The organism is Halomonas sp. KM007, assembly GCF_050709225.1.
In the GTDB taxonomy this organism is placed as follows: domain Bacteria; phylum Pseudomonadota; class Gammaproteobacteria; order Pseudomonadales; family Halomonadaceae; genus Vreelandella; species Vreelandella hamiltonii.
Genome location: NZ_CP136131.1, coordinates 185,575 through 211,211 on the forward strand (window position 1 = coordinate 185,575; position 25,637 = coordinate 211,211).

Genomic DNA, 25,637 nt, shown 5'->3' on the forward strand with positions numbered 1-25,637 from the left:
CTCCACTATGGTCAGGGAGCTTTAGTTTAGAACAACAATACGCAGGAAATGATGAAGGTCAAAAATCAGTTGAGAAGCTATCCCGACAGCTTCCGGGGGGATACTTCTCATTAATACCATTTTGTTTTGCTGACATACAGGACCACTAACCCAACTGATTTATTTTACGCATGTGGCATTAATCTTTTTGATCGCGGCACGAGCCAGGTAGGTATTTTTCATCCATGGCATTACCTGCTCCTGTGGTCGTCCGGCAACTCCACTGAATTGCTCCGTCAGAGAACTGAGACTCCATCACAACCCATTTTCCGGCTATCGCGCTATTCGCGTTATCGCTCATCTCCATCACAACGCGTGCAGTATAATCACCAGCGGCCGGCCAAACACCGATGTAGCCAACATAGCGGTCATCACTAGTTTCACCACTATTGCCACTTCGACTGTCATCAGTTGGCATACCTATATCTTCATTACTCTCAGGGAACTGACCTCTCACCGAATAGTATTCACTTATGGCGGTTTTGTAAGCGGAGGCTAAATTGAAGGCTTCTGATACTTGCGCACGCGCGGTGTAGTTTTGATATTGCGGAATAGCAATAGAGGCCAAAACGCCAATAATAGCCACCACAATCATTAGCTCAATTAAGGTGAAACCGCGTTGAGTTCCTTTCATACCACCTGAATCCGTGAGACCGGCCCCCGGAAGCACTTCTAACCCACTGACCTGCATGGCAATATAGCCATTATCGCCATTCACCCAGACAGTGCCATGCCCAACATAAAGTTCCGCGCCAGTTGCCGCACCCTCACCAGCCACGCCGGGCTGTCCATCATCGGGCAATGCTTCGAGATCGCTGGCGTCGACAGCATCGACAGCCGCTTCCCCACCACGCTGGGCATGCGCACCAGTGACGTGATCAAGAGCTACCTGGGCCTGCTGTGTCTGGGCATGAGCGACTATGACGCTGTCGAGAACTTCCGCCGCGACAAGCCCTTCCAACAACTGCTGACCCTGCAGAAGGTGCCGAGCGCGGCGACACTGCGACAGCGGCTGGAAAAACTTGCCGCCAACGACCTGCAGGCGCGCACCGCCACCTGGTCCACGACCCTGCTGTCACTGATCGAAGCACCGATCACCGCCGAGACGACGCACGTCTGCCTGGACATCGACACCTTCGTCATGGACAACAGCAACTCGAAGAAGGAAGGCGTCTCGCGGACCTACCAGAAGGTCGATGGCTACACCCCGATCGCCGCCTATCTGGGCAACGAAGGGTGGTGCCTGGGTCTGGAACTGCGGCCTGGCAAGCAGCACACCATGAAGGAGAGCAACGCCTTCCTGGAGCGGGTACTGCCTCGCGCCCAATGCTTGACCAAGCAACCGATCCTGTTACGCGAGGACAGCGGCTTCGACAGCCAGGCGCACCTGGCGCTTCTCGAACAGCAACGCCAGGTCTTTGCCGACGAGGGGCGCCGGCTCGACTATGTCGTCAAATGGAACCCGCGTGGCTCGGCCACGGCTGATCGAGATACCTGGCTGGCGGTGGCGGCGGACTACTGGGAAGAGCTGCGTCCTGGCAAGCGCCAGGCGCTGTGGTCGCAGACCGTCTCGATCCACGACGACAACAAGACCGAATACGTCGTCCAACGCGTGATGCGCCTGGTAGAGCGCACCGCCGATCGCGATGGCCAGTTGCTGCTCGAACCGGACTATGAGTTGGAAGGCTGGTGGACCAGCCTGGACGAGGCGCCGGAGGCGGTGATCAAACGCTACCAGGCGCATGCCACCCATGAGCAGTTTCACAGCGAGATCAAGACCGATCTCGACCTGGAGCGCTTGCCGTCCGGCAAGTTCGCCACCAACGATCTGATCCTGCATCTCGCCCAGTTGGCCTACAACATCCTGCGCCTGATGGGACAGCTGGGCATGACCGGCGAGCTGAGCCCGGTTCGCCCCGGCCAAGCGGCGCCGGCTGCGCACCGTGCTACAAGAGCTGGTGCACCGTGCGGCTCTCGTGATTCACAAGGCACGGCAGATCATCCTCGACTTCGGGCAGGATATCGGGCGCATGACGGTGCTCAAGACGCTGCGGAGCCGAGTGCGTTATCCACGAGGAACGCCATGCTGACCGTCAATCGGCGACACTCTATCCACAAGCAGTTCCAAGCGACACGCGATCGCCAGATATGTCGTGCCTGGCGGGTGGAAAGGCATGACAAAACGGGCCGTCAGCACCGATCAGCACGGTGGGTTTTGGCAATAACGGGCTTGCGAAAGCCAACTTGCACGGGGCGAATGATCAAAAAGTGCTCGCTGGCGGTGATAGGGAAAGTGTCGGCGCCGGCTTCACGGATTCAGGATAGAGTTCTTCACTGCCGAAAAGCGAGAATCAGACTGCTTATGTCTTGACCTGAATCCGTGAGACCGGCCCCCGGAAGCACTTCTAACCCACTGACCTGCATGGCAATATAGCCATTATCGCCATTCACCCAGACAGTGCCATGCCCAACATAAAGTTCCGCGCCAGTTGCCGCACCCTCACCAGCCACGCCGGGCTGTCCATCATCGGGCAATGCTTCGAGATCGCTGGCGTCGACAGCATCGACAGCCGCTTCCCCACCACGCTGGGCATGCGCACCAGTGACGTGATCAAGAGCTACCTGGGCCTGCTGTGTCTGGGCATGAGCGACTATGACGCTGTCGAGAACTTCCGCCGCGACAAGCCCTTCCAACAACTGCTGACCCTGCAGAAGGTGCCGAGCGCGGCGACACTGCGACAGCGGCTGGAAAAACTTGCCGCCAACGACCTGCAGGCGCGCACCGCCACCTGGTCCACGACCCTGCTGTCACTGATCGAAGCACCGATCACCGCCGAGACGACGCACGTCTGCCTGGACATCGACACCTTCGTCATGGACAACAGCAACTCGAAGAAGGAAGGCGTCTCGCGGACCTACCAGAAGGTCGATGGCTACACCCCGATCGCCGCCTATCTGGGCAACGAAGGGTGGTGCCTGGGTCTGGAACTGCGGCCTGGCAAGCAGCACACCATGAAGGAGAGCAACGCCTTCCTGGAGCGGGTACTGCCTCGCGCCCAATGCTTGACCAAGCAACCGATCCTGTTACGCGAGGACAGCGGCTTCGACAGCCAGGCGCACCTGGCGCTTCTCGAACAGCAACGCCAGGTCTTTGCCGACGAGGGGCGCCGGCTCGACTATGTCGTCAAATGGAACCCGCGTGGCTCGGCCACGGCTGATCGAGATACCTGGCTGGCGGTGGCGGCGGACTACTGGGAAGAGCTGCGTCCTGGCAAGCGCCAGGCGCTGTGGTCGCAGACCGTCTCGATCCACGACGACAACAAGACCGAATACGTCGTCCAACGCGTGATGCGCCTGGTAGAGCGCACCGCCGATCGCGATGGCCAGTTGCTGCTCGAACCGGACTATGAGTTGGAAGGCTGGTGGACCAGCCTGGACGAGGCGCCGGAGGCGGTGATCAAACGCTACCAGGCGCATGCCACCCATGAGCAGTTTCACAGCGAGATCAAGACCGATCTCGACCTGGAGCGCTTGCCGTCCGGCAAGTTCGCCACCAACGATCTGATCCTGCATCTCGCCCAGTTGGCCTACAACATCCTGCGCCTGATGGGACAGCTGGGCATGACCGGCGAGCTGAGCCCGGTTCGCCACCCGCCAAGCGGCGCCGGCTGCGCACCGTGCTACAAGAGCTGGTGCACCGTGCGGCTCTCGTGATTCACAAGGCACGGCAGATCATCCTCGACTTCGGGCAGGATATCGGGCGCATGACGGTGCTCAAGACGCTGCGGAGCCGAGTGCGTTATCCACGAGGAACGCCATGCTGACCGTCAATCGGCGACACTCTATCCACAAGCAGTTCCAAGCGACACGCGATCGCCAGATATGTCGTGCCTGGCGGGTGGAAAGGCATGACAAAACGGGCCGTCAGCACCGATCAGCACGGTGGGTTTTGGCAATAACGGGCTTGCGAAAGCCAACTTGCACGGGGCGAATGATCAAAAAGTGCTCGCTGGCGGTGATAGGGAAAGTGTCGGCGCCGGCTTCACGGATTCAGGATACCACTTTCCTCCCAAAGAAAGGGGCTGTCAAAACAGCCCCTTTTACAATTTCTTTATTAGTTAATATTAGTCTTTACAGCCGGCTGGTAGCTGGTTATCGTCCATATCAGTTCCAGCTGAACATACCCAACCATCCTGAGGATTATCAGTCGTAAGGTTCATTATTCCGCCATTCAGGGAGCTATCATCAGTGAAAGTAACAGCAATGGTTCCGGTAGGATCAGCAAAGGTGTAAGAAACCGACTGCACATATCGTCCAGCAGCTTCAGAAGCCCCCCCTATTTCATCAACATCACCTGTTACTGGCATGCTACCAGAAAGTGAATATTGCTCAGCGATATCGGCACGCATACCTGCCGTTACGGAAAGCCCTTCACTTGCCTGCGCGCGGGCGGTGTAGTTCTGATACTGCGGCACGGCGATGGATGCCAATACGCCGATGATCGCGACGACGATCATCAGCTCAATCAGCGTGAAACCGCCCTGCTTGAGGTTGCGAAACACATTTTTTGCAGTTGTTTGCATCTAAAAATCTCCAAGGAGATTTTGCTTGGCAGGTATTGCCAAGCAAAATTCATGTACATTAGTTACATTAGCTTACGCACAGTGTTTTTTCAACTACATTTGGCCCACTACTTCGTTCATTTGTACGAACGCGTGCGCTTAGAAAAGCGTGGTGCCGCCAGTACCCTTAGTATGGTACAAGTATGCGCATTCTGACCACTTTGCTACCACAGGTCGTGCATGTCTAAACCCTCTTTTGAATCGACACTTAGCCACGCGACAGCTCACGGCGGCTTGCGCGGCATTGCCCAGCGGTTGGTTAAACACGGTGTGTTAAGCGATGCACAAGCGGCCACCGCACAGTCGACGGCCTCTGATCTCGAAATTTCGCTGCTTCAACACGTTATTGAAAGCGGGCTGGCCGACCCTGTTGCAGCTACCGTAGCAGCGGGATGGGAGTATGGTCTTCCGGTTATCGACCTGGAGGCGCTGCGCCTTACTACGCTGCCACCCGCCGCCGACTACCCCGTTAAAGTATTACAAAATCTTAATGTGCTGCCCCTGGCCCGTCATGGCCACCGCCTAACCGTCGCGGTGCCTTATCCAGCAACGCTTACCCAGCTAGATGAGCTCCAGTTTGCCACAGGATTAAGCATAGAAGGTGTGCTTGCCCCGGTGGATCAAATCACCGTTGCACTTAATAACTATCTCGCCCAGAACGAACGCGGCATGTTGGATGAGCTAGATGGCATTGACGACGCGGTGAGTTCGTTAAACATTGTGCAAAACAGTGACGGCAACGAAGTTCCTCTTGAGGAAGCGTCGCAGAGTAGCGAAGATGCGCCCATCGTTAAGTTTGTTAATAAGATTTTATTAGACGCCATTCGCCAAGGGGCCTCTGATATTCATTTCGAGCCTTACGAAACGCTCTACCGCGTCCGTTTTCGCGTTGATGGCATGCTGATTGAAGTTGCTAGACCGCCCTTTGCCATGCGCCATCGTATTGCGGCTCGCCTTAAAATTATGGCCCGGCTGGATATTTCGGAGCGCCGTCTACCCCAGGATGGCGCGATAAAACTCAAGCTCTCGCGAACGCGCTCTCTCGATTTTCGGGTTAACTCGCTACCTACGGTATACGGTGAAAAGCTGGTGCTGCGGATTTTAGACCCTACGGCGGCTCAGCTAGGCATTGAGCAGTTAGGTTTCACCGATGAGCAGCGCGCTCTGTATGAACATACGCTTAAACAGCCCCAAGGCATGATTTTGGTGACGGGGCCGACCGGCAGCGGTAAAACCGTTTCGCTTTATACGGGGATTAATATCCTTAATAAAGTAGAGCGCAATATTTGTACGGCTGAAGACCCCGTAGAAATTAAAGTAGATGGCATTAACCAGGTAAACATTCTACCCAAGATCGGCCTCGACTTTGCCAGCGCCCTGCGCGCCTTCCTTCGCCAGGACCCGGACGTTGTGATGGTGGGAGAAATACGCGACCTGGAAACAGCGGACATTGCGGTAAAAGCTGCCCAAACCGGCCACTTGGTGCTCTCTACGGTGCATACTAACTCGGCAGCCGAAACACTCACACGATTAGCCAATATGGGCGTTTCGTCCTTCAACATTGCAAGTGCCGTTAGTTTAATTATTGCACAGCGCTTAGCGCGTAAACTTTGCCACCATTGCAAAGAACCCATTGAAATACCGCGCAAGGCGCTTCAAAAAGAGGGGCTAAACAATGAGGAGATTAACCAAGCCACCCTATATAAAGCCGTGGGTTGTAAACACTGCACCCAAGGTTACAAAGGACGGATTGGTATCTATGAAGTTGTTCCCATTACAGAATCGATGCGTCAGCTCATCATGCGCGATGCTAATTCGCTAGAAATTGACCAGCAGGCCCGCAGGGAGGGCTATCCCAGTCTCCATCGCAGCGGCCTATTAAAAGTCATGCAAGGTATCACCAGCCTTGAAGAGATTAACCGCGTAAGTAAGGAGTAAGGCATGGCTAAACGTGCTCGTAGGCGCCAAACTCCCGCCATCAAGTTATCGCGCTGGAAGTGGATAGGCAAAGGCCCCCAAAACAGAACGTTAAGCGGCGAAATGATCGGCCGTAGCAAAGCGGAAGTCACCGCCGAACTCGCCAAACAAAATATTGATATTCGGCGTATCAGTAAAAAAGGCAGCATTGGCGGCAACGGCCGCATCAACCCTAACGACATCATGGTGTTTGCGCGCCAAATGGCCACCATGATTCGAGCAGGCATCCCACTTTTACAAGCGCTTCAAGTAGTCGCTGAAAGCCTAAAAAAACCGGCCATGGTGGCCCTGATACAGCAAATGATGAGCGATGTGTCTTCTGGCTCTAGCTTCTCGGATGCACTTCGCCAACACCCAAAACATTTTGATCGCCTGTTTGTTAACTTGGTAGATGCTGGTGAACAAGCAGGCTCCCTAGATCAAATGCTGGATCGCGTTGCAACCTATAAAGAGAAAGTAGAATCCCTGAAAGCACGTGTTAAAAAGGCGCTGTGGTATCCCACTGCGGTCATGGCGATTGGCATAGCGGTTACCATGCTGCTTCTGGTGAAAGTGGTCCCTGAATTTGAAAGCATGTTTCAAAGCTTCGGGGCGGAACTACCTGCGCTTACGCAAATGACGGTAAATCTATCGAAGCTTGCCCAACAGTACTGGCTAACAGCATTTGGCGCGCTGGTAGCGGCCATATTCTTGCTTAAACAAGGCATCCAGCGTTCACCAAATATCGCTTACCGCATGCATGCATTACTACTTCGATTACCGATTATCGGCGACATCATGCATAAATCTGCGGTTGCGCGTTTTTCTCGCACATTGGCCACCACATTTTCTTCCGGTGTCCCACTGGTAGAAGGGTTAGACACAGCCGCCGGAGCAACCGGCAATAAGGTTTACGAACACGCCGTGGTGCAAACTCGCCAAGACGTGGCGACGGGGCAGCAATTACATTTTGCGATGCGCATGACAAATCGTTTTCCAGCCCTGGCGGTTCAAATGGTCAGTATCGGTGAGGAGGCAGGCTCTTTAGATGCCATGCTGAATCGAGTGGCAGATTATTACGAAGAGGAAGTTGATAACAAAGTGGATGCACTCACATCGTTAATGGAACCCGTTATTATCGTTGTGCTGGGCTTATTAGTCGGCGGTGTTGTCGTGTCCATGTACTTGCCAATTTTCAATTTAGGCTCTGCGTTATAGCCGTTTTCTACATGCGCTGCCCTCGGTGGCCTCTCCTATTTTCAGGCAATTAAAAAGGATATTTATGTATCTCCCTTCACCGCTCGAGTGGGCGCCTGCTCTTCTACTCGGGCTTTGTTTTGGCAGCTTTTTAAATGTGGTGATTACTCGCCTACCGGTCATGCTGATGAGGCGCTGGCGCAATGAAGCCCTAGCTTCGCTGGAGTTTCCGGTAGAAACAGCGCCCCGCTTTAATCTCGCAACCCCTGGTTCGATGTGCCCGCGCTGCGAGCATCCGATTGCGTGGCATGATAACTTACCGCTGCTTGGCTGGTTAAAACGGCGCGGTAAGTGCGCAAACTGCCAATCTCCCATTAGTGCACAGTACCCACTGGTTGAACTGATGGGCGGGCTATTAGCGGTGGCCGTTGTGGCGCTTTATGGCACAACAGCAAGCGCACTGTTTATTTATGCGGCCTGCTTAACACTTTTGGCGCTGGCGGTTATCGATTTTCGTACGTATTTGCTGCCGGATATGTTAACCCTGCCCTTGCTCTGGGCGGGCTTGCTCTATCAGCTGCTCTTTCAGCCCATTATGTTGCCCAGCGCGGTAATCGGTGCCATGGCTGGCTACTTAATCCTCTGGAGCTTTTACTGGCTGTTTAAGCTATTAACGGGCAAAGAGGGTATGGGGTTTGGCGATTTTAAGCTGCTAGCGGCGTTAGGCGCCTGGGTCGGTTGGCCCATGCTGCCATTACTGTTGATCGTTTCAGCAGGCATTGGTGCCCTTGTTGGCCTGGCGGCGCAAGCAAGCTCCCCTCATTTGCGCGGCCAGCCGCTGCCTTTTGGCCCTTTTCTAGCCCTGGCGGGTTGGGTTTGCTTATTAGCGGGCGATGAGCTGATGGCGCTCTATACGTCACTGCTATATTAGCATTGGTCATTTCGTCCATCTTACTGTGGCCAGCTATTATCTATGCCCATGACGATGAGCAGCGCCACTATTTAGGGAACAGCCATGATTGTTGGGTTAACAGGCGGTATCGGTTCCGGTAAGTCTACCGTTGCTCGGGCGTTTGGTTCGCTGGGAATCGGCTGGGTAGACGCCGACGATGTGGCCAGGGAAGTCGTCATGCCTGGCGAACCGGCGCTAGCGGCTATCAGCGAACACTTCGGAAATGATGTACTACACGCTGATGGCACATTAAACCGTGCAGCTTTGCGCAGCATTGTGTTTGACAACCCTGCCGAGCGCAAATGGCTGGAGTCGGTGACCCATCCTCGCGTGCGCGAACGCATTCTCGTACATCTAGAGCGCTTACAGCGCCAATCACCTTATGTGCTGCTGGTATCGCCGTTGTTATTTGAGTCAGGCCAAGACAAACTGGTGGATCGCACCGTTGTAGTCGATGTGCCCGTTGAGCTGCAGCTTTCGCGGACACGTGCGCGAGACGACGTGAGCGAGGCTCAAGTGCATGCTATTCTCGCCGCCCAGCTTCCCCGTGAAGAGCGCCTTACTAAGGCCAATGATGTTATTGATAACAGCGGAGACCATGCTTCGATGATGCAACAGGTAACGCAGCTTGATCAGCACTACCGAAATAAATACCTCTAGCTCAAGGAGAGTTCTATGCCAACACCCGCTAACGATGCACCGCTAGAGGTCGCTTGCCCTCAATGCAGCAAGCCAGTCGTCTGGAGCCCAGAGAGCGCCTACCGCCCTTTTTGCAGCAAACGATGCCAGCTGCTTGACCTAGGCGCTTGGGCGGAAGAGTCTCACCGCATTTCGGGCGAATCCGCGATGGATGAAGCCGATTTGGACACGCTGCTTGCCCAAGCGGATAGAGACGCCCCGCTCTCTTAGCCCATGAGTGTTCTACCATGAACGATAATGCCTTGCCCGTTTACCACTTGCTGCATGAGCTGGATGCCCGTTTCGATGACTTGATGGCAGCTATAGATCATGCAGCCACTTATTATGAGCAGCAGCAATCAGCCACATGGCACTTTCAGTCCTACCCTGGGGGTAGGTCTTGGCTACGCCAAGCCCTGCTCGATATGTGGCATCAACAGGGCCAAGATGGGCGCGAGACGCGTAACTACATTGCGCTTATCGCAGCAGATGATGAATTACTTGAAAAGTTTACGGCGGTTAACCGCGCTAAAGCACACATTAGCGACCTGCTTCAGCATATTAAACAGGCACAGCCAAATACACTCAGCCAAGCCAAACACCGCTTGCCTCAACGCCACCCAGACGTGGATAACGTGCTGCGTCAGGGTGGCTTGGCGCGCTTGCACCTTAAGCAGTGTTGGCGGCACCTTCCTATTGCCCCGGCACCGGTATCGCGCGTTCGCTTTGCTTGGTATAGCAGTGGCCGCTCAATAAAAAAAATTACCGTACAAGAAGCAGAGCAAAAACTCTTGCAGTTAGATACCGACTCGCCACATATCCGCATTCAGCTACGTAGACTAGCGGGAATACCAGGCAGCGAACCGCTAGCACAGGTACAAAACCAAGCCCCGCTCATGCGCGGCAACCTGTTTTTTACAGAACCACTAGAGGACGGCCATACCCGGCGCGCATTAAATATTGCCATGCCGCTTATTGTTCCCGCCCCTGAAAATCGCTTGCCACATATTAAAATGCCGCCCCTAGAGCCGCCCGCGCAGCGTACGCGGGCAAAGCGTCGGGATGAAAAGCTGGAGAGTGACGTATTTCTACCCAGCTTGCGGGTATATCGCTACCGTTAGTGCCCACTGCCACTTTGGGCGGGCATGCGATCCACCTCCCATAGTCCGTAGGCCAATAGCGTCTGTATCAGTTCGCTTACTCCACCCTCTGATAAATCATACTCCTTCAGCAAGGCCTTGAAGCGCTGGCTGAACAGCAGATCTTGTTCCTTCTGCCGCTCAGCCTGATCATCAGCCTCAAGCGCCGCTAAAGAGCGTACAGGGGGCCCTGTTGGAATATCAAAGTCACTATCAGGATCTTCCAACTGACGCAGTGCTTGGGCAAAGGCGTCATCCAGCTCACGAAACTTGCGCAGCTTCTCACGCTCATCCAGCTGTTTAGAAACCTTGTGATATTTCATTGATGTTTCATCTACACCTTACGAAAAATGGTCGACAAACCTGAGAACAGGCCATTTTAATCAAAAACTGTGCACAAACGCGTATTCTTGAAGTGCAAACTTGCCTTTGCTACCGCTTGGAAGCATAAAGACAGCAGCGCGAAGACCTCACCATCGGTAACAATGATTAACCGAACAGGTGATTTAAGCTAATACCTTTTACGTCATCGTCGGCAAGGAACAGCCACTCTGTCTATCTCCATGCCCTGGCACATACTGCCACCAGAGATGGCCTACCAGGTCATGAGTACCCATACGCACCGGGAGAGTGCACTGACAGGTCAGTCACAAGCTACCTGTTTGAACCACGCATAGGAGGCCAGATAGTGTTCAATGCAATGTCGCGAGCTGAGATCTGGCTGCAAGACTCGCTTGATCAACCACTGAGTATCGAAGATCTTGCCAGTCACTTGGGATATTCAGCATCACAGGTGCGGCGTCAATTCCGCCAATGCTTCAGCATGTCGCCCCGAGCGTACCGAGAGCAACGGAGACTGGAGCGTGCAGCAGTGCTGCTGTCGTTGACCCAGCAAAATATAGCGCATATCGCCGCGCAGTGCGGCTATGTGAATCATTCTTCCTTTTCACGCGCTTTTCAACGACGCTACCAGCTGTCTCCCAGGCATTATCGCCAAGCTGTCAACGATATGCATCACCTGATACCCCCGGCAAAGTCATTTACCACGGATATAAAGCAAGGCAGCCCTCGTCAAGCCGTCTATATGCGTATCTACAAAGCGGCACACGCCATTAGCGGCTTGGGCAACCGCAAGCGCCACTCCAACCATCTCTCCTGCCTGGAAGCTCAGCTCGGCGGCTCTACGCCCGCTGTGGCTCTCCCCGACCTGCTGGCAGACAAGATCTCTGCGCTCAACAGTACGACAAAGCAGTATAAATTACGCACCGATATCGGGCTGCATCTCGAAAACCAGACGGGCACCGATAGCGTAGCCTTACCCGTAGAATATCGACGTATCGATATTCCCTCACAACACTATGCGGTAACGCTATTTGATGATTTTAGCGAGCTCGCTGATGCGTTGACGGCGACACTGTGTCAACTGCACTATCACCAGAGCCTTTATCACATTAGCGGGGGCGCACCTCATGTGCTGTGGCGCAAGGAGCACCTGGAACTCAAGGTACCCTTGCAACGCCTTACATAGTCACTGTACGACGATGCACGAAAGAGGCCGGGAAGTTATGGAGAGCATTACCTGGCCTCGATGGCAACACTGCGATACCGCTAAAACAAAACCGGCACTTCTGGGAAGAAATGCCGGTCGAGAAACTTAATCTTCCAGACGAACGAGCCAAGACTCGACGGTATCATCGCCGTGCTCGTCTTTCCAGCTGCGCAGGCCTTTGTGATTACCACCGCGAGTTTCGATCACTTCACCCGTGTTCGGGTTCTTGTAGATCTTCAGGCGGCGCTTGCGGCGAGTAGCAGCAGCCGGTGCCTTGGGAGCGCCACGCTGGTCAGCAGCGGGGTCCAGCAGAGCGATGACATCACCAGGGCGCTTGCCGAACTCGGTCATTAACGCTTCCAGCTTGGCTTTAAACTCGAGCTCACTTTTCAGACGCTGGTCGTTTTCCAAGCGCTGCAGTTCTTCCTGAAGCTGCTTAAGCTGCTGTTCTTTTTGGATGTAATCATTTAACAGAGACATAGGAGGTCCTTTTAGAATGAAGATAACTACCTTGGCACTGAGCCGGGAAACTCAACACCGACTATTTCAGGATGCGGACACATTATTGCCTTAAATCCGCTGATTGACAATAGTCTAGTTGATTTTAGCGCCTTTACTAAACAATTTTATACACTCTTGCGCTATTTAAAGGCGCCATGACAATTGCAAACCCCTTTTATAGCAACGCCTGCAATGCTTAATCACAACGTATTTTAAAACCACAGAAACAAAAACGCCGCCCCAAGGGCGGCGTTTTTCGAGACAGGACTAAATTAGTCTTGACCCATTTGCTGCTTGATCAGATCACCAATCGTGGTCGGACCACCGGCAGCTTCCGGCTCTTGCTCACGCAGTTTCTTCATGTTCTGACGCGTGTCATCCTGCTCTTTGGCTTTCACGGACAGAGCAATCTGACGGCTCTTGCGGTCAACGCTGACGATACGCGCTTCGACGCTGTCGCCTTCGCTCAGCACGTTACGCGCGTCTTCAACGCGGTCAGCACTGATTTCAGAGGCTTTCAGAATCGCGATGACGTCGGTAGCCAGCTCGATGTGAGCTTCTTTGGCGTCAACTTCCACGACGCGACCCGTCACGATGCTGCCCTTGTCATTGACGGACAGGTATTCGGCAACCGGATCGGAATCCATCTGCTTGATACCCAGAGAGATGCGCTCGCGCTCGGGGTCGATAGACAGGATAACGGCTTCTGCCTCGTCGCCTTTCTTGAAGTTGCGAACCGCTTCTTCGCCGGTTTCTGTCCAGGAGATGTCGGACAGGTGAACCAGACCGTCGATACCGCCTTCCAGGCCGATGAAGATACCGAAGTCCGTGATGGACTTGATGGTACCAGAAACGCGATCGCCCTTGTTGTACTCGGCGTTGAAGGTTTCCCACGGGTTAGCAGTGCACTGCTTGATACCCAGGGAGATACGACGACGCTCTTCGTCGATATCGAGCACCATGACGTCAACATCGTCGCCCACTTGAACGACTTTAGACGGATGGATGTTCTTGTTGGTCCAGTCCATTTCAGACACGTGAACCAGACCTTCGACGCCTTCTTCCAGCTCGGCGAAGCAGCCGTAATCGGTCAGGTTAGTGACCACTGCCTGCACTTTCATGCCTTCCGGGTAGCGCTCTTTGATGTTGACCCACGGGTCTTCACCCAGCTGCTTCAGACCCAGAGAAACGCGGTTGCGCTCACGGTCGAACTTCAGCACTTTGACGTTGATCTCGTCGCCAACGGCAACGATTTCAGACGGATGCTTGATACGCTTCCACGCCATGTCGGTGATGTGCAGCAGGCCATCGACACCGCCCAGATCTACGAAAGCACCGTAGTCGGTCAGGTTCTTGACGATACCCTTGATTTGCTGACCTTCTTGCAGCGTCGCCAGCAGTGCTTCACGCTCGGCGCTGTTTTCGGCTTCAAGCACGGCGCGACGCGAAACAACGACGTTGTTACGCTTCGGATCCAGCTTGATGACTTTGAAGTCCAGCTCTTTGTTTTCCAGGTGCGCAGTGTCGCGAACCGGACGAACGTCAACCAGAGAGCCCGGCAGGAAGGCACGGATGGAGTCGACGTCGACAGTGAAGCCGCCTTTGACTTTACCGTTGATCACGCCTTTGATGATTTCGTCTTTCTCGAAGGCCGCTTCCAGAATCTTCCAAGCTTCTGCGCGCTTGGCTTTTTCACGGGACAGGCGAGTTTCGCCGAAGCCATCTTCCACGGCTTCCAGCGCAACGTGCACATCGTCACCGATCGCGATGGTCAGCTCACCATTTTCGTCACGGAATTGTGCCGCAGGGATCTGACCTTCGGATTTCAGACCAGCGTTGACGGTAACCCAGTCACCGTCGATGTCGACAACTTGAGCCGCAACGATGGCGCCCGGCTCCATGTTGATGTCGTTAAGGGACTGTTCAAACAGTTCAGCAAAGCTTTCGCTCATGGTTTTCCTACGTGATCAACGTTGTTGAGGCATAACTGCCTTCTCCGTACCACCAGCGAGTACGGGCCTAATGTCATTCAGCTTCTGGAGGCGTTAGCGCTGGTTGGACCTGACCGGGCTCACTAAGGTATTACTGTCGCCCTGCCACGTCGTGACACCTTTCCAAAAACGCCGCAAGGGAGAATCAAGCGCCGTCAAACATGCCCCGTTGGGCAAGCAGCTCGGTCAGTTGATCAACCACTTCCGGTATACTCAGGCGCGTGGTGTCAAGCGTAATGGCATCATCTGCCGGCTTGAGCGGAGCCACACTGCGCTGCGTGTCGCGTGCATCGCGTGCCTGAATCTCCTTCAAAAGACTCGACAGACTAGCATCCACCCCCGATTCCTGCAACTGCAGATGCCGTCTACGCGCCCTTTCCTCCGCACTGGCGGTCAAAAAAATCTTCAGCGGCGCCTCTGGAAACACCACCGTGCCCATATCGCGCCCATCTGCCACCAGGCCGGGGAATTGACAGAAATCCCGTTGCCGCTGAAGTAGCGCAGCGCGCACCTGCGGCAATGCGGCCACTTGGGAAGCACACTCACCCGCTTGCTCGGTACGAATGAGCCGACTGACGTCTTCGCCTTCCAGCAGCGTACGTGGCTGACCCTCTTCCACGGGGAAAGCAACGTCCAGGGTTGCCGCAATATCGGCCAGCGCCGCTTCGTCATCCAGCGCCACGTGATGCTTGACGGCCGCCTGGGCCGTCAACCGATAGAGCGCACCGCTGTCCAGCAGATGCCAGCCCAGTCGCTCAGCCACCAGACTGCTGATCGTGCCTTTACCGGCACCGCCAGGGCCATCGATCGTCAGCACAGGTACGTTAGCGGCCATGGGGGCCCTCCACATCGACACGCATCCCGATACGCTGAGCCAGCGCAACGAAGTCAGGGAAGGATGTCGCCACGTTGGCGCAATCGTCGATGACGATCTCGGCACCCGCGCGCAGGGAGGCAATCGCAAACGCCATGGCAATGCGGTGATCCCCGAGGCTATCGATGCGGCCACCGCCGTAACTCGGCACGCTCTCGTCACCATTACCGATGATGTCGATGCCGTCTTCCACGACCGTATGCTCGACCCCCAGAGTCGCCAAACCATCTGCCATGGCCTGAATACGATCCGACTCTTTGACGCGCAGCTCTTCAGCTCCGCGCAGCCGCGTGGTGCCTTGTGCATTGGCCGCCGCAATGAACAGCGCCGGGAACTCATCGATGGCGAGCGGCACTTGATCGACAGGAATATCGATACCCTTCAGCGGCGCATGGCGAATACGGATGTCGGCCACGGGCTCACCGCCTACCTCGCGCTGGTTTTCAAGCGTCAGGTCAGCGCCCATCAGGGTCAGAATATTGATGACACCGATACGCGTCGGGTTGATACCCACGTGCTCCAGCGTGATATCGGAACCAGGGGTAATGGCCGCGGCGACCAGGAAGAAGGTAGCCGAAGAGATATCGGAGGGTACGTCAATCGGCCCCGCCGTCAATTGACCGCCGCCCTGCAGCCAGCAGGTGTCGCCCTCGCGAGAAACGGCATAGCCAAACCCGTTGAGCATCCGCTCGGTATGATCGCGGGTCGGCGCTGGCTCGCGCACGCGGGTCTCTCCCTCGGCGTAGAGCCCTGCCAGCAGCAGGCACGACTTCACCTGAGCACTGGCCATGGGCATATCATAATGAATGCCTTTCAGCGCAGCGCCGCCATGAATTTTCAATGGCGGACGGCCACCCTCTGCCGTGTCGATGGTCGCTCCCATCAGGCGCAGCGGGTCTGCCACACGCCCCATGGGGCGCTTGGTGAGTGACTCATCACCGGTCAATTCGCTATCGAACGCCTGACCCGCCAGCAGCCCGGCAAACAGGCGCATGGCGGTGCCAGAGTTACCTACATACAGCGGGCCTGCCGGCGCCTTGAGGCCGTGCATACCAACCCCATGAATGGTCACACGCCCCTGGTGCGGGCCTTCGATGGCCACTCCCATTTCACGAAAGGCCTGCAAGGTGGCCAGACTATCTTCGCCCTCCAGGAAGCCTTTGACCTCGGTCACTCCTTCGGCCAACGCGCCAAGCATGATCGAGCGGTGAGACATGGATTTATCGCCCGGCACCCGCAAACGCCCCTGCGCCTGGCCGCCTGGCTGCACGCGATAAGTCACTTGACCGTGTGGTTGCATATGATATTCCGCCTGATAACTGGTTTTATTCAATAACGTATCAAAATAGTGGCGAGCATGACTGGCTCGGTCGAAGGTGGCAATCATCGCATCGCTGTCGGCACTTTCCACCGCGTGACGCAGCCGCTTGAGCCCCGCTTCGAAATCATCCAGAGAAGAGAGCACGGCGTCACGATTGGCCACGAAAATGTCGCGCCACATGACCGGGTCACTGCCTGCAATACGGGTAAAATCACGAAACCCGCCCGCAGCATAGCGGAAGATATCCAGCCGCTCGTCCTGCCGCGCCAGCGTGTCCACCAGTGAAAACGCCAGCAAGTGGGGCAAGTGACTGGTGCGCGCCAGCACCTGATCATGGCGCTCGACGCTCATTTGCAGCACGTCGGCGCCGCAGGCTCTCCACAGGGTTTCTACTCGCGCCAGCGCTACCGGGTCGACATCCGGCTCCGGCGTCAAGATCACCTTGTGATTGACGTACAGCGATGGATTGGCGGCTGCCACACCGCTTTTCTCGGAGCCCGCAATAGGATGACCCAGCACGATATTGGGCATGACACGGCCGAATACGCGCTCGGCGCAGTCACGTATGGTGGCCTTGGTACTGCCTACGTCGGTCATAACGACATCGGGAGCCGCCTGATCGAGAGAACGCGACAGCGTGCTCATCACGCTTTCCATGGCCAGCACCGGCACCGCCAGCACGACCATGGAAACGTCTTTCAAGCAGTTGGCGAGCTCGACACCGCCGGCATCCACCAGCCCCAGCTCGATGCCCAATGCCACTTCCTGCTCATTGGGGTCGCAGGCGATGATCTGGCCAGCGTAGCCCGAGGCACGCAAGGCGGCGGCCAAAGAGCCGCCGATCAGGCCAAGGCCGACAATCAGAATGCGCGGCTCGACACACGCCACCCGAGGTGCAAGAGAAGGTGGAACCGTCACAGCACACCCTGAGGGTAGGAACCCAGCACCCGCAGTTCAGAGGCGCGCAGGCGAACTTCTTCCAGCACCGCAGCCACCTGGGGCTCGTCACGGTGGCCCTTGAAGTCGATGAAGAAGACGTAGTTCCACACACCGGTGCGCGAGGGCCGCGTTTCGATACGCGTCAGATCGATCTTGTGGCGATGGAAGGGCTCCAGCAAATCGTGCAGCGCACCGGGCTGGTTACGCATTGCCACGACGATGGAGGTCTTGTCTTCGCCCGACATGGGCACGTCCTGATTGCCAATGATCAGGAAGCGCGTGGAGTTATCCGGTCGGTCTTCGATTTTGTCGGCAATGCGCTCGAGGCCATACAGCTTGGCGGCCATGTCGCCGGCAATTGCGGCGCTGTGCCACTCGGTTTTCACCAGCTTGGCGGCTTCAGCGTTGGAAGAGACCGGCACCCGCTCGGCATGAGGGTAGTGAGCATCCAGCCACTTGCGGCACTGACCGAACGACTGAGGGTGCGAATAGATGCGTGACACCTTCTCTTGACGCGTAGTTTCACTGATCAAGAGATGGTGGTGAATGCGCAACACCACTTCACCACAAATCCTGATGGAAGAGTCCATGAACGTGTCGAGGGTGTGATTGACCACCCCTTCGGTGGAGTTCTCGACCGGAACGACGCCATAGTTGACGGCCCCCGCCTCCACTTCCCGGAATACTTCATCGATGGCTGCCATCGGCAGGCTGACGGCGCTTTCACCGAAATGCTTCAACGCGGCCTGCTGGGTGAAGGTGCCTTCAGGCCCCAGGTAGGCAACCTTGACCGGCTGCTCCAGCGCCAGGCAGGCAGACATGATTTCGCGAAACAGCCGCGCCATTTCTTCTGAGTCCAAAGGCCCCTTGTTCAACGCCATGATACGACGCAGCACCTGGGCTTCGCGCTCCGGACGGTAGAACACCGCATCCTTGTCCTGAGCCAGCTTGACATGAGCCACCTGCTGGGCACAGTTGGCCCGCTCACTGATCAAACGCAGAATATCGCCATCCAGCTGGTCGATACGTTGACGCAAGTCGTCGAGATTGATCGGCGTATCGGACATGGGGGTTAGCCTCTTCGTTGTTCGAAATCTGCCATGAAGGCAATTAACGCATCCACCGCATCTTCCGGCACCGCGTTATACAAGCTGGCACGCATGCCGCCGACGCTGCGGTGACCCTTGAGATTCAGCAACCCGGCCTCGTCGGCCTCCTTGAGGAAGGCACCTTCCAGCCGGTCATCCGCCAGCACGAACGGCACGTTCATGCGCGACCGATTGGCTGTGGCGATAGGATTGCTGTAGAACTCACTGCCATCGATGGCCGCGTAAAGTTTTTGCGCCTTGCGCTGGTTCATGCGGTCCATGGCGTCCAGCCCGCCAATGTCGTTTTTCAACCACTGAAACACCAGGCCCGAGAGGTACCAGGCATAGGTAGGCGGGGTATTCACCATCGACCCTGCGTCAGCCAGCATCTGGTAGTCGAACAGCGAAGGGACGCTTGCAGGCGCCTTGCCCAACAGATCATCGCGGACGATCACGATGGTCAATCCCGCCGGACCGATGTTCTTCTGCGCCCCGGCATAAATCACCCCGAAGTCGCTGACATCGACAGGCCCCGACAAGATATTGGAGGACATGTCGCAGACCAGGGGCACGTCGCTGCCATCGGCACGGGTGACGTCTGGCACGTAGTCGAACTCCAGCCCGCCAATGGTTTCATTGGAGGTGTAATGCAGGTAGGCCGCGTCGCTGCTGAGCGACAGGGAAGCTTCGTCAGGCACCGCCAGATGTCCATTGGACTCGCTGCTGCCCGCCACATGGCAGGCAAAACCGAGCCGCTTGGCTTCGCTCAGCGCCTTCTTGCCCCAAATGCCCGTCTGGATGAAGTTGGCACTACCACCCCCACCCAGCAGGTTCATGGGAAGCATGGCAAACTGCATGCTGGCACCGCCCTGCAGAAACAGCACCTTGTACTGATCAGGGATGCCCAGCAGAGACCGCAGATCGGCTTCTGCCTGCTCGGCAATGGCAATGAACTCATCGCTGCGATGACTCATTTCCATCACCGACAAACCGCGCCCCTGATAGTCGAGCAGCTCACTGCGAGCGCGCTCCAGTACGGCAACAGGCAGGGCTGCGGGCCCTGCGCAAAAATTATAATGACGTGTCATCGGTTCCCGGTTCCTGTGCGCCATTGTCTTGTTCGTCTGGCTCGACCGCCTCGGGCGCTCCCGTATCTTCGGGCTCATCGACACGCACGGTTTTCACCAGCTGCTCTTCTTTGCCCAGGCGAATCAGCATCACGCCCTGGGTATTACGCGACGTGATCGACACTTCTTCCACCCGCGTGCGCACCAGCGTGCCACGGTCGGTGATCAGCATCATTTCATCGCTGTCATACACTTGCATGGCCGCCACCAGGGCGCCGTTGCGTTCGCTGGTCTGCATGGCAATCACGCCCTGCCCACCGCGACCACGCAGCGGGAACTCTTCCAGGCGCGTGCGCTTGCCATAGCCCTTCACACTGGCGGTGAGGATGTAGATCTGACCATCGCTCTGCGCCAGCTCGGCGGCATCTGCCGGGGCTTCCTGCTCGGCATCGGCGTCCGCTTCGGCATCGATTTGCTGGCTCTTGGGAATGATCAGGCTGATCACTTCCGCGTCGTCCAGCAGGCGCATGCCGCGCACACCGCGAGCGGTACGGCCCATGGCGCGCACGTTGCCTTCCTCGAAACGAATCGCCTTGCCATTGGAGGAGAGCAGCATGACGTGGTCGCTGCCCGAAGTAATCGCAGCCCCCACCAGGCGGTCGCCCTCTTCCAGATCGATGGCAATCAAGCCCACGCTGCGCGGGCGAGAGAACTGCTCGAGACTGGTGCGCTTGACGGTACCGTTGGCGGTGGCGAAGAAAATGTAGTGCTCGGGGTCGTAATCACGCACAGGCAGGATGGCGTTGACCGACTCGCCCTCTTCCAGCGGCAGCATGTTCACCAACGGCTTGCCGCGGGAACCACGGCTGGCGTTGGGCATCTCATACACCTTCAGCCAATACACCTTGCCACGATTGGAGAACAGCAGCACCGTGTCATGGGTCGAGGCAACCAGCAGATGCTCGATGACGTCCTCGTCCTTCATGGCCGTGGCGGACTTACCGCGACCACCCCGACGCTGAGCCTGATAGTCCGAAAGCGGCTGCGTCTTGGCGTAGCCCGAACGTGACACCGTGACCACCATGTCTTCTTCGGCAATCAGGTCTTCGATGGACAGGTCCAGGTGGCTGGCCTGAATTTCCGTGCGACGGTCATCGCCAAACTGGTCGCGCACCGCATGCAGCTCTTCCCGAATCACTTCCATGAGGCGGTCGGCAGAGGCAAGAATTTCTGTGAACTCGGCAATCTTTTCGAGAATCGACAGGTACTCATCCAGCAGCTTTTCGGTTTCGAGGCCGGTCAAGCGATGCAGACGCAGTTCCAGAATCGCCTGAGCCTGTGCAGGCGAAAGGCGATACTCGGTGGCCGAGGGGTTCAGTCCAAACCCTTCATCCAGGTCTTCGGGCTTGCAGGAGGTGGCACCGGCACGCTCCAGCATGGCCGTCACCTGGCCCGGCTGCCATACCTTGTCCAGCAGCTTCTCGCGGGCTTCGGCGGCATTGGGCGATGCCTTGATCAGCTCGATGACTTCATCGATGTTCGAGATGGCGACGGCCAGGCCTTCCAGCAGATGACCGCGCTCACGCGCTTTCTTGAGTTCGAACAGAGTACGCCGCGTGACGACTTCCCGACGATGACGGATGAACGCCTCGAGCATCTCTTTCAGATTGAGCGTGCGCGGCTGGCCATTTTCCAGCGCCACCATGTTGATACCGAAGACGTTCTGAAGCTGGGTCTGGGCAAACAGGTTATTGACCACGACCTCGCCAGACTCACCGCGCTTGACTTCGATCACCACACGCAAGCCATCCTTGTCGGACTCGTCGCGCAGTTCGGCAATGCCCTCGATCTTTTTCTCTTTGACTAGCTCGGCGATCTTTTCGATCAACCGTGCCTTGTTCACCTGATAAGGCAGCTCGGTGACGATGATGTGATCACGCCCGGTCTTGTCATCGTGTTCGATGGTGTGACAAGCGCGCACGTAGATGCGTCCACGCCCGGTGCGGTAGGCATCCAGAATGCCGGCACGACCATTGATGATGCCGCCGGTGGGGAAATCAGGCCCGGGGATGTACTGCATGAGGTCATCAACGGTCAAGGTATAGTCGTCGATCAGCGCCAGGCAACCATCGATCACTTCCCGCATGTTATGGGGAGGAATGTTGGTGGCCATGCCCACGGCAATGCCCGATGAGCCGTTGATCAGCAGGTTCGGCACTTTGGTGGGCAGCACCTCGGGGATACGTTCGGTGCCGTCGTAGTTATCGACCCAATCGACGGTATCTTTTTCGAGATCCGCCAGCAGCTCGTGGGCCAGACGCGCCATGCGCACCTCGGTATACCGCATGGCAGCCGCGTTATCGCCATCGATGGAACCAAAGTTACCCTGACCATCGACCAGCACGTGGCGCATGGAGAAGTGCTGCGCCATGCGAACGATGGTGTCATACACCGCACTGTCACCGTGGGGGTGGTACTTACCGATGACATCGCCGACGACACGCGCCGACTTCTTGTACGGTTTGTTCCAGTCATTCCCCAGCTCATGCATGGCAAACAGCACACGGCGATGAACCGGCTTGAGGCCGTCGCGCACATCGGGGAGCGCACGACCAATAATGACACTCATCGCATAGTCGAGGTACGACTGCTTGAGCTCGTCTTCAATATTGACGGGCAAGATTTCTCTGGCGATGTCACCCATGAAAGTCAGATCCTTTGCACTGCATTGGCACTGCGAGAGTTGAAAGCGCTTGAAAATGCCGCCTTTAGCTAACCATCAAGGCGGCGCGCAGAGTCGCTCACATCATACCACTGCATACGCATCAAGGGCAGTCGGTGACACCTCCATTGCTATTTAAGCCAAAAAGGCCTCTTTGCCGACCTGTAGCCCCATAAGCGCTTCACGCACGTCACCCTCGATGGTCGCCGCGCGATTTTGCTGCATGTCCAGCAGCACGAAGGTCAGATCCGCCTGGGCGACCACGCTGCCATCCTGACGCACGATGCGGTGATGACAAAGCGCGCTGCGCTCATTCACGTCGATGATGCCGGTCTGAACCGTCAAGTCATCTCCCTGCAAGGCTGCCGCACGGTAATCGATATTCAGATTCACCACGACGAACGCCCGCTTCGCCTGATGCAGCTGCTTCATCAATTGCGGGTGCTCATCGAAAAATGCCCAACGCCCCTCCTCCATGAACTCCAGGTAGCGCGCATTGTTGACGTGGCCGTAGCCGTCCAGGTGGTAGCCTCGCACCCGCATGGTAACGCTGGAAATCGCTTCAGACATGGCAACCTCTTTTATTGATGACAGTGATCAGCAGGTGCAGGCACCTGCCGGCGACAGACAGCGTGCCTCCACACAAATCAAACACAAGTTTAAAACTAGCGCAACAACATGACGGAACGCCAGAGTGCTGGCAGGAAAGAGCTGCTTTCGACATAATGTGCCACCTTTTAAACAGGATTGGTGACATGTGGTTCAAGCACCTGCATCTATATCGCCTGCACGGCGCGCCCGAGCTCGACAGCCACACCCTGGCCAACGCGCTGGATGAACACGCCGCCAAGCCATTGGGCAGTGCGGATGCTCGCCGACTAGGCTGGACCGCGCCCGCAGGCCGTCTGGGCGGCGGGCAGCGCCTGCACGAGATCCAGGGACATCGGCTGCTGTCGGCACTGCGCCAGGAACGTCTGTTGCCTGCCTCGGTGGTCAAGGAAGAAGTCGATGAGAAAGTCGCCGACATCGAAGCCAGCGAAGGACGCAAGGTGACGCGCAAGGAAAAGACCGCTCTCAAGGAGCAAGTCACTGAAGAGCTGATGCCCCGCGCGTTCGTGCGCAGCCAGAAAATCGACCTCTGGTGGGACACCCAGCACCAGCTGATCGGCATCAATGCCAGCTCGCGCACCCGCGCCGAAGACGTGCTGGACCTGCTGCGGGAAACGCTGGGCAGCCTCAAGGCAACGCCACTCAGCAGCCAGACGCTTCCAATACGCGCCATGACGACCTGGCTGGGCGACCCCGCCAGCCGCCCCGCCGACCTGCAACTGGGCGACCAGGTCGAGCTGAAGGCGAAAGGCGATGATGGCGTACTGCGCGCCCGACAGGTGGATCTGGATAGCGACGAAATACAGCAGCTGCTCGAAAGCGGCCGTCAGGCGAGCAAGCTGGCCATGCAGATAGAGGGCCGCCTGAGCTTCGTGCTTCACGATGACCTTGCTCTGAAATCTCTGCGTTTCGGCGATGCATTGATCGAAGAGGCCGACCATGCCGATGATGGAGACGACGCTCTGGCACGCCTGGAAACCGATTTCATCTTGATGGCTCAGTCGCTGTCCGAGGACATTCGCCGTCTCATGGCGTGGCTGGGCGGCGAAGCCCAGCGGGAACCGAGTGCGCTATCTGGCACCTAATGATGGGCAACCCCCTACCTTCTCGGTGAATCGTTCATTTACTTGCTGACACGTTACGGATCGCATGACTCAACACAATAACGCTCCTCACGCTGACGACACGAGTGACCCCTGGGCCGACATTCGGCCCTATATGGATCATGAGGTTCCTGAAGTTATTGCCCGGCTCTCTCGCGACACTGAGCTGCTGGACGCTTTGACCCGCTTTCGCCTGCCACGCATGGCCAAATGGGCTCCACCCCTGGCCAGGGCGCTGGCCGGTCATGCGGTGCGTCGTGAGGTCAAGGGCGTAACCAGTGTGCATGAATTTCAGATGCGCATTGCCCGTTACATGGAACGGATGATACGCACCACCACCACTGCCTTTGACGTTTCAGGCCTGGACAAGCTCGACGAGCACAGTGCTTATCTCTTTATCGGCAACCACCGCGACATTTCGCTGGACCCAGCATTCGTCAACTATGCGCTCTACCAGGCGGGTCGTGACACCGTGCGTATCGCGATTGGCGACAACCTGCTGAAGAAGCCCTACGTCACGGACTTGATGCGCCTGAACAAGAGTTTCATCGTGCCGCGCAGCGCCAGGGGAAAACGTGCCATGCTGGCCGCCTACCAGCAGCTGTCCGGCTACATTCGCCACTCGATCACCGACGACAACCACTCCATCTGGATGGCCCAGCGGGAAGGTCGCGCCAAGAACGGCATCGACCGTACCGACCCCGCCATCATCAAGATGTTGATCATGGCCAAACGGCTTGCCGAGCGCGACATCGTCTTTGGTGAAGCAGTAGCGGAACTCAAGCTGGTGCCTGTATCCATCAGCTATGAATACGACCCTTGTGACGTGCAAAAAGCTCAGGAACTGCACGACATCGCAACCCACGGCCGCTATGCCAAAAGCGAATTCGAAGACATCCGCTCCATCGTCTCCGGCATCACCGGCTCCAAAGGTCGCGTTCAGCTGCGCTTTGGCAGCCCGGTAGGCTCGGACATGGAGACCCCTGATGAAGTCGCCGCCGAGATCGACCGTCAGGTCATCGGTGGCTATCGGCTGTTCCCGAGCCACTACCTGGCCCTGGAAGCGCTGGGCGAAGCACCCGAGCTGGTGGCCCGCAAGTCGATCACCCGCCAGGACCGCGAACGCTTCAAGGCGCGGCTTGCCGAGGTTCCGGAAGCACTGCGACCCTATTGGCTGGAGCAGTATGCCAACCCCGTCAAGCACAAGGCTGGCAGGCTGAGCCTGTAATCCGGTTGCTCATCGGTCGTGTTAGGCAGGTCATGTGACTTTGCATGCTCAACATGCAAAAA

At 56.7% G+C, this 25,637-nt stretch carries 20 protein-coding genes and 2 pseudogenes; 11 read left to right on the forward strand and 11 right to left on the reverse strand.

From position 1 onward, the window contains the following. Window positions 1–178: 178 nt before the first annotated feature. Window positions 179–673: a pilin gene (locus RVM27_RS00925; protein WP_498957790.1), complete on the reverse strand. Its 495-nt coding sequence runs from the start codon at window positions 671–673 to the stop codon at window positions 179–181. Window positions 674–769: 96 nt separating this feature from the next. On the opposite strand from RVM27_RS00925, the pseudogene RVM27_RS00930 reads away from it, so the two are divergent. Beyond that, window positions 770–2,129 (forward strand): annotated as a pseudogene (locus tag RVM27_RS00930) (IS1380 family transposase). Between the two features lie 373 nt (window positions 2,130–2,502). Beyond that, window positions 2,503–3,863: pseudogene (locus tag RVM27_RS00935) on the forward strand (IS1380 family transposase). A gap of 300 nt (window positions 3,864–4,163) precedes the next feature. On the opposite strand, the gene RVM27_RS00940 reads toward RVM27_RS00935, so the two are convergent. Then, on the reverse strand, window positions 4,164–4,622 hold the full coding sequence (locus tag RVM27_RS00940; protein WP_498957171.1) for a pilin: 459 nt from the start codon (window positions 4,620–4,622) through the stop codon (window positions 4,164–4,166). Between the two features lie 219 nt (window positions 4,623–4,841). Between RVM27_RS00940 and pilB the strand changes: the two genes are divergently transcribed. The 6 genes from pilB (at window position 4,842) to RVM27_RS00970 (ending at window position 10,565) form a co-directional block, all read left to right on the forward strand. Continuing rightward, window positions 4,842–6,599, forward strand: coding sequence for a type IV-A pilus assembly ATPase PilB (pilB, locus tag RVM27_RS00945; RefSeq protein ID WP_498957172.1), 1,758 nt, complete (start codon window positions 4,842–4,844; stop codon window positions 6,597–6,599). Between the two features lie 3 nt (window positions 6,600–6,602). Next, window positions 6,603–7,835, forward strand: a complete 1,233-nt coding sequence (locus RVM27_RS00950; protein ID WP_498941391.1) for a type II secretion system F family protein — start codon at window positions 6,603–6,605, stop codon at window positions 7,833–7,835. 64 nt (window positions 7,836–7,899) lie between these two features. Then, window positions 7,900–8,745, forward strand: coding sequence for a prepilin peptidase (locus tag RVM27_RS00955; protein ID WP_498941390.1), 846 nt, complete (start codon window positions 7,900–7,902; stop codon window positions 8,743–8,745). Window positions 8,746–8,829: 84 nt separating this feature from the next. After that, entirely contained in the window at window positions 8,830–9,426 is a 597-nt protein-coding gene (gene coaE, locus RVM27_RS00960) for a dephospho-CoA kinase (RefSeq protein ID WP_273681895.1), read from the forward strand. Between the two features lie 15 nt (window positions 9,427–9,441). Next, on the forward strand, window positions 9,442–9,675 hold the full coding sequence (yacG, locus tag RVM27_RS00965; RefSeq protein WP_498941389.1) for a DNA gyrase inhibitor YacG: 234 nt from the start codon (window positions 9,442–9,444) through the stop codon (window positions 9,673–9,675). Between the two features lie 17 nt (window positions 9,676–9,692). Continuing rightward, entirely contained in the window at window positions 9,693–10,565 is an 873-nt protein-coding gene (locus tag RVM27_RS00970) for a DNA replication terminus site-binding protein (protein WP_498941388.1), read from the forward strand. On the opposite strand, the gene RVM27_RS00975 is transcribed toward RVM27_RS00970, so the two are convergent. Continuing rightward, entirely contained in the window at window positions 10,562–10,906 is a 345-nt protein-coding gene (locus RVM27_RS00975; protein ID WP_498941387.1) for a hypothetical protein, read from the reverse strand. The genes RVM27_RS00970 and RVM27_RS00975 overlap by 4 nt on opposite strands. Window positions 10,907–11,271: 365 nt before the next feature. On the opposite strand from RVM27_RS00975, the gene RVM27_RS00980 reads away from it, so the two are divergent. After that, window positions 11,272–12,111, forward strand: coding sequence for a helix-turn-helix transcriptional regulator (locus RVM27_RS00980; protein WP_039178094.1), 840 nt, complete (start codon window positions 11,272–11,274; stop codon window positions 12,109–12,111). Between the two features lie 126 nt (window positions 12,112–12,237). Here RVM27_RS00980 and RVM27_RS00985 read toward each other — a convergent pair whose 3' ends face one another. The 8 genes from RVM27_RS00985 to RVM27_RS01020 all read right to left on the reverse strand — a co-directional run bounded on the left by RVM27_RS00985 (window position 12,238) and on the right by RVM27_RS01020 (window position 23,205). Beyond that, on the reverse strand, window positions 12,238–12,612 hold the full coding sequence (locus RVM27_RS00985; RefSeq protein WP_039178096.1) for a histone-like nucleoid-structuring protein, MvaT/MvaU family: 375 nt from the start codon (window positions 12,610–12,612) through the stop codon (window positions 12,238–12,240). Window positions 12,613–12,905: 293 nt separating this feature from the next. Next, a complete protein-coding gene (gene rpsA, locus RVM27_RS00990) occupies window positions 12,906–14,585 on the reverse strand; it encodes a 30S ribosomal protein S1 (protein WP_039178097.1) in 1,680 nt (559 codons plus the stop codon). 184 nt (window positions 14,586–14,769) lie between these two features. Further along, window positions 14,770–15,459 (reverse strand): (d)CMP kinase, encoded by a 690-nt coding sequence (cmk, locus tag RVM27_RS00995; RefSeq protein WP_096923040.1) that lies wholly within the window; start codon window positions 15,457–15,459, stop codon window positions 14,770–14,772. Continuing rightward, window positions 15,449–17,737 (reverse strand): bifunctional prephenate dehydrogenase/3-phosphoshikimate 1-carboxyvinyltransferase, encoded by a 2,289-nt coding sequence (locus RVM27_RS01000; RefSeq protein WP_498957173.1) that lies wholly within the window; start codon window positions 17,735–17,737, stop codon window positions 15,449–15,451. The genes cmk and RVM27_RS01000 overlap by 11 nt, the downstream gene beginning before the upstream one ends. After that, entirely contained in the window at window positions 17,734–18,825 is a 1,092-nt protein-coding gene (gene pheA / locus RVM27_RS01005) for a prephenate dehydratase (RefSeq protein ID WP_039178103.1), read from the reverse strand. The genes RVM27_RS01000 and pheA overlap by 4 nt, the downstream gene beginning before the upstream one ends. 5 nt (window positions 18,826–18,830) lie before the next feature. Continuing rightward, on the reverse strand, window positions 18,831–19,934 hold the full coding sequence (gene serC, locus RVM27_RS01010) for a 3-phosphoserine/phosphohydroxythreonine transaminase (protein ID WP_287807597.1): 1,104 nt from the start codon (window positions 19,932–19,934) through the stop codon (window positions 18,831–18,833). Next, window positions 19,918–22,617, reverse strand: coding sequence for a DNA gyrase subunit A (gyrA, locus tag RVM27_RS01015; RefSeq protein ID WP_039178108.1), 2,700 nt, complete (start codon window positions 22,615–22,617; stop codon window positions 19,918–19,920). Before gyrA ends, serC begins: the two co-directional genes overlap by 17 nt. Before the next feature lie 153 nt (window positions 22,618–22,770). Beyond that, window positions 22,771–23,205 carry an acyl-CoA thioesterase gene (locus RVM27_RS01020; RefSeq protein WP_016913749.1) on the reverse strand — a complete coding sequence of 145 codons (435 nt, stop codon included), beginning with the start codon at window positions 23,203–23,205 and terminating at the stop codon, window positions 22,771–22,773. A gap of 185 nt (window positions 23,206–23,390) precedes the next feature. Here RVM27_RS01020 and RVM27_RS01025 point away from each other — a divergent pair, with 185 nt between their 5' ends. Continuing rightward, window positions 23,391–24,329: a recombination-associated protein RdgC gene (locus tag RVM27_RS01025; RefSeq protein WP_287807604.1), complete on the forward strand. Its 939-nt coding sequence runs from the start codon at window positions 23,391–23,393 to the stop codon at window positions 24,327–24,329. Between the two features lie 64 nt (window positions 24,330–24,393). Then, on the forward strand, window positions 24,394–25,575 hold the full coding sequence (locus tag RVM27_RS01030; protein WP_096923047.1) for a 1-acyl-sn-glycerol-3-phosphate acyltransferase: 1,182 nt from the start codon (window positions 24,394–24,396) through the stop codon (window positions 25,573–25,575). Window positions 25,576–25,637 lie beyond the last annotated feature (62 nt).

Excerpts from the sequence above, each read along its gene's own strand:
- serC (WP_287807597.1), bottom strand. The coding sequence starts at position 19,934 with ATGACACGTCATTATAATTTTTGCGCAGGGCCCGCAGCCCTGCCTGTT.
- RVM27_RS00940 (WP_498957171.1), bottom strand. The coding sequence starts at position 4,622 with ATGCAAACAACTGCAAAAAATGTGTTTCGCAACCTCAAGCAGGGCGGT.
- RVM27_RS01020 (WP_016913749.1), bottom strand. The coding sequence starts at position 23,205 with ATGTCTGAAGCGATTTCCAGCGTTACCATGCGGGTGCGAGGCTACCAC.
- RVM27_RS00970 (WP_498941388.1), top strand. The coding sequence starts at position 9,693 with ATGAACGATAATGCCTTGCCCGTTTACCACTTGCTGCATGAGCTGGAT.
- yacG (WP_498941389.1), top strand. The coding sequence starts at position 9,442 with ATGCCAACACCCGCTAACGATGCACCGCTAGAGGTCGCTTGCCCTCAA.
- RVM27_RS00950 (WP_498941391.1), top strand. The coding sequence starts at position 6,603 with ATGGCTAAACGTGCTCGTAGGCGCCAAACTCCCGCCATCAAGTTATCG.
- pilB (WP_498957172.1), top strand. The coding sequence starts at position 4,842 with ATGTCTAAACCCTCTTTTGAATCGACACTTAGCCACGCGACAGCTCAC.
- gyrA (WP_039178108.1), bottom strand. The coding sequence starts at position 22,617 with ATGGGTGACATCGCCAGAGAAATCTTGCCCGTCAATATTGAAGACGAG.
- RVM27_RS01025 (WP_287807604.1), top strand. The coding sequence starts at position 23,391 with ATGTGGTTCAAGCACCTGCATCTATATCGCCTGCACGGCGCGCCCGAG.
- RVM27_RS00975 (WP_498941387.1), bottom strand. The coding sequence starts at position 10,906 with ATGAAATATCACAAGGTTTCTAAACAGCTGGATGAGCGTGAGAAGCTG.
- rpsA (WP_039178097.1), bottom strand. The coding sequence starts at position 14,585 with ATGAGCGAAAGCTTTGCTGAACTGTTTGAACAGTCCCTTAACGACATC.
- RVM27_RS00925 (WP_498957790.1), bottom strand. The coding sequence starts at position 673 with ATGAAAGGAACTCAACGCGGTTTCACCTTAATTGAGCTAATGATTGTG.
- RVM27_RS01030 (WP_096923047.1), top strand. The coding sequence starts at position 24,394 with ATGACTCAACACAATAACGCTCCTCACGCTGACGACACGAGTGACCCC.
- RVM27_RS00985 (WP_039178096.1), bottom strand. The coding sequence starts at position 12,612 with ATGTCTCTGTTAAATGATTACATCCAAAAAGAACAGCAGCTTAAGCAG.
- RVM27_RS00955 (WP_498941390.1), top strand. The coding sequence starts at position 7,900 with ATGTATCTCCCTTCACCGCTCGAGTGGGCGCCTGCTCTTCTACTCGGG.
- coaE (WP_273681895.1), top strand. The coding sequence starts at position 8,830 with ATGATTGTTGGGTTAACAGGCGGTATCGGTTCCGGTAAGTCTACCGTT.
- cmk (WP_096923040.1), bottom strand. The coding sequence starts at position 15,459 with ATGGCCGCTAACGTACCTGTGCTGACGATCGATGGCCCTGGCGGTGCC.
- pheA (WP_039178103.1), bottom strand. The coding sequence starts at position 18,825 with ATGTCCGATACGCCGATCAATCTCGACGACTTGCGTCAACGTATCGAC.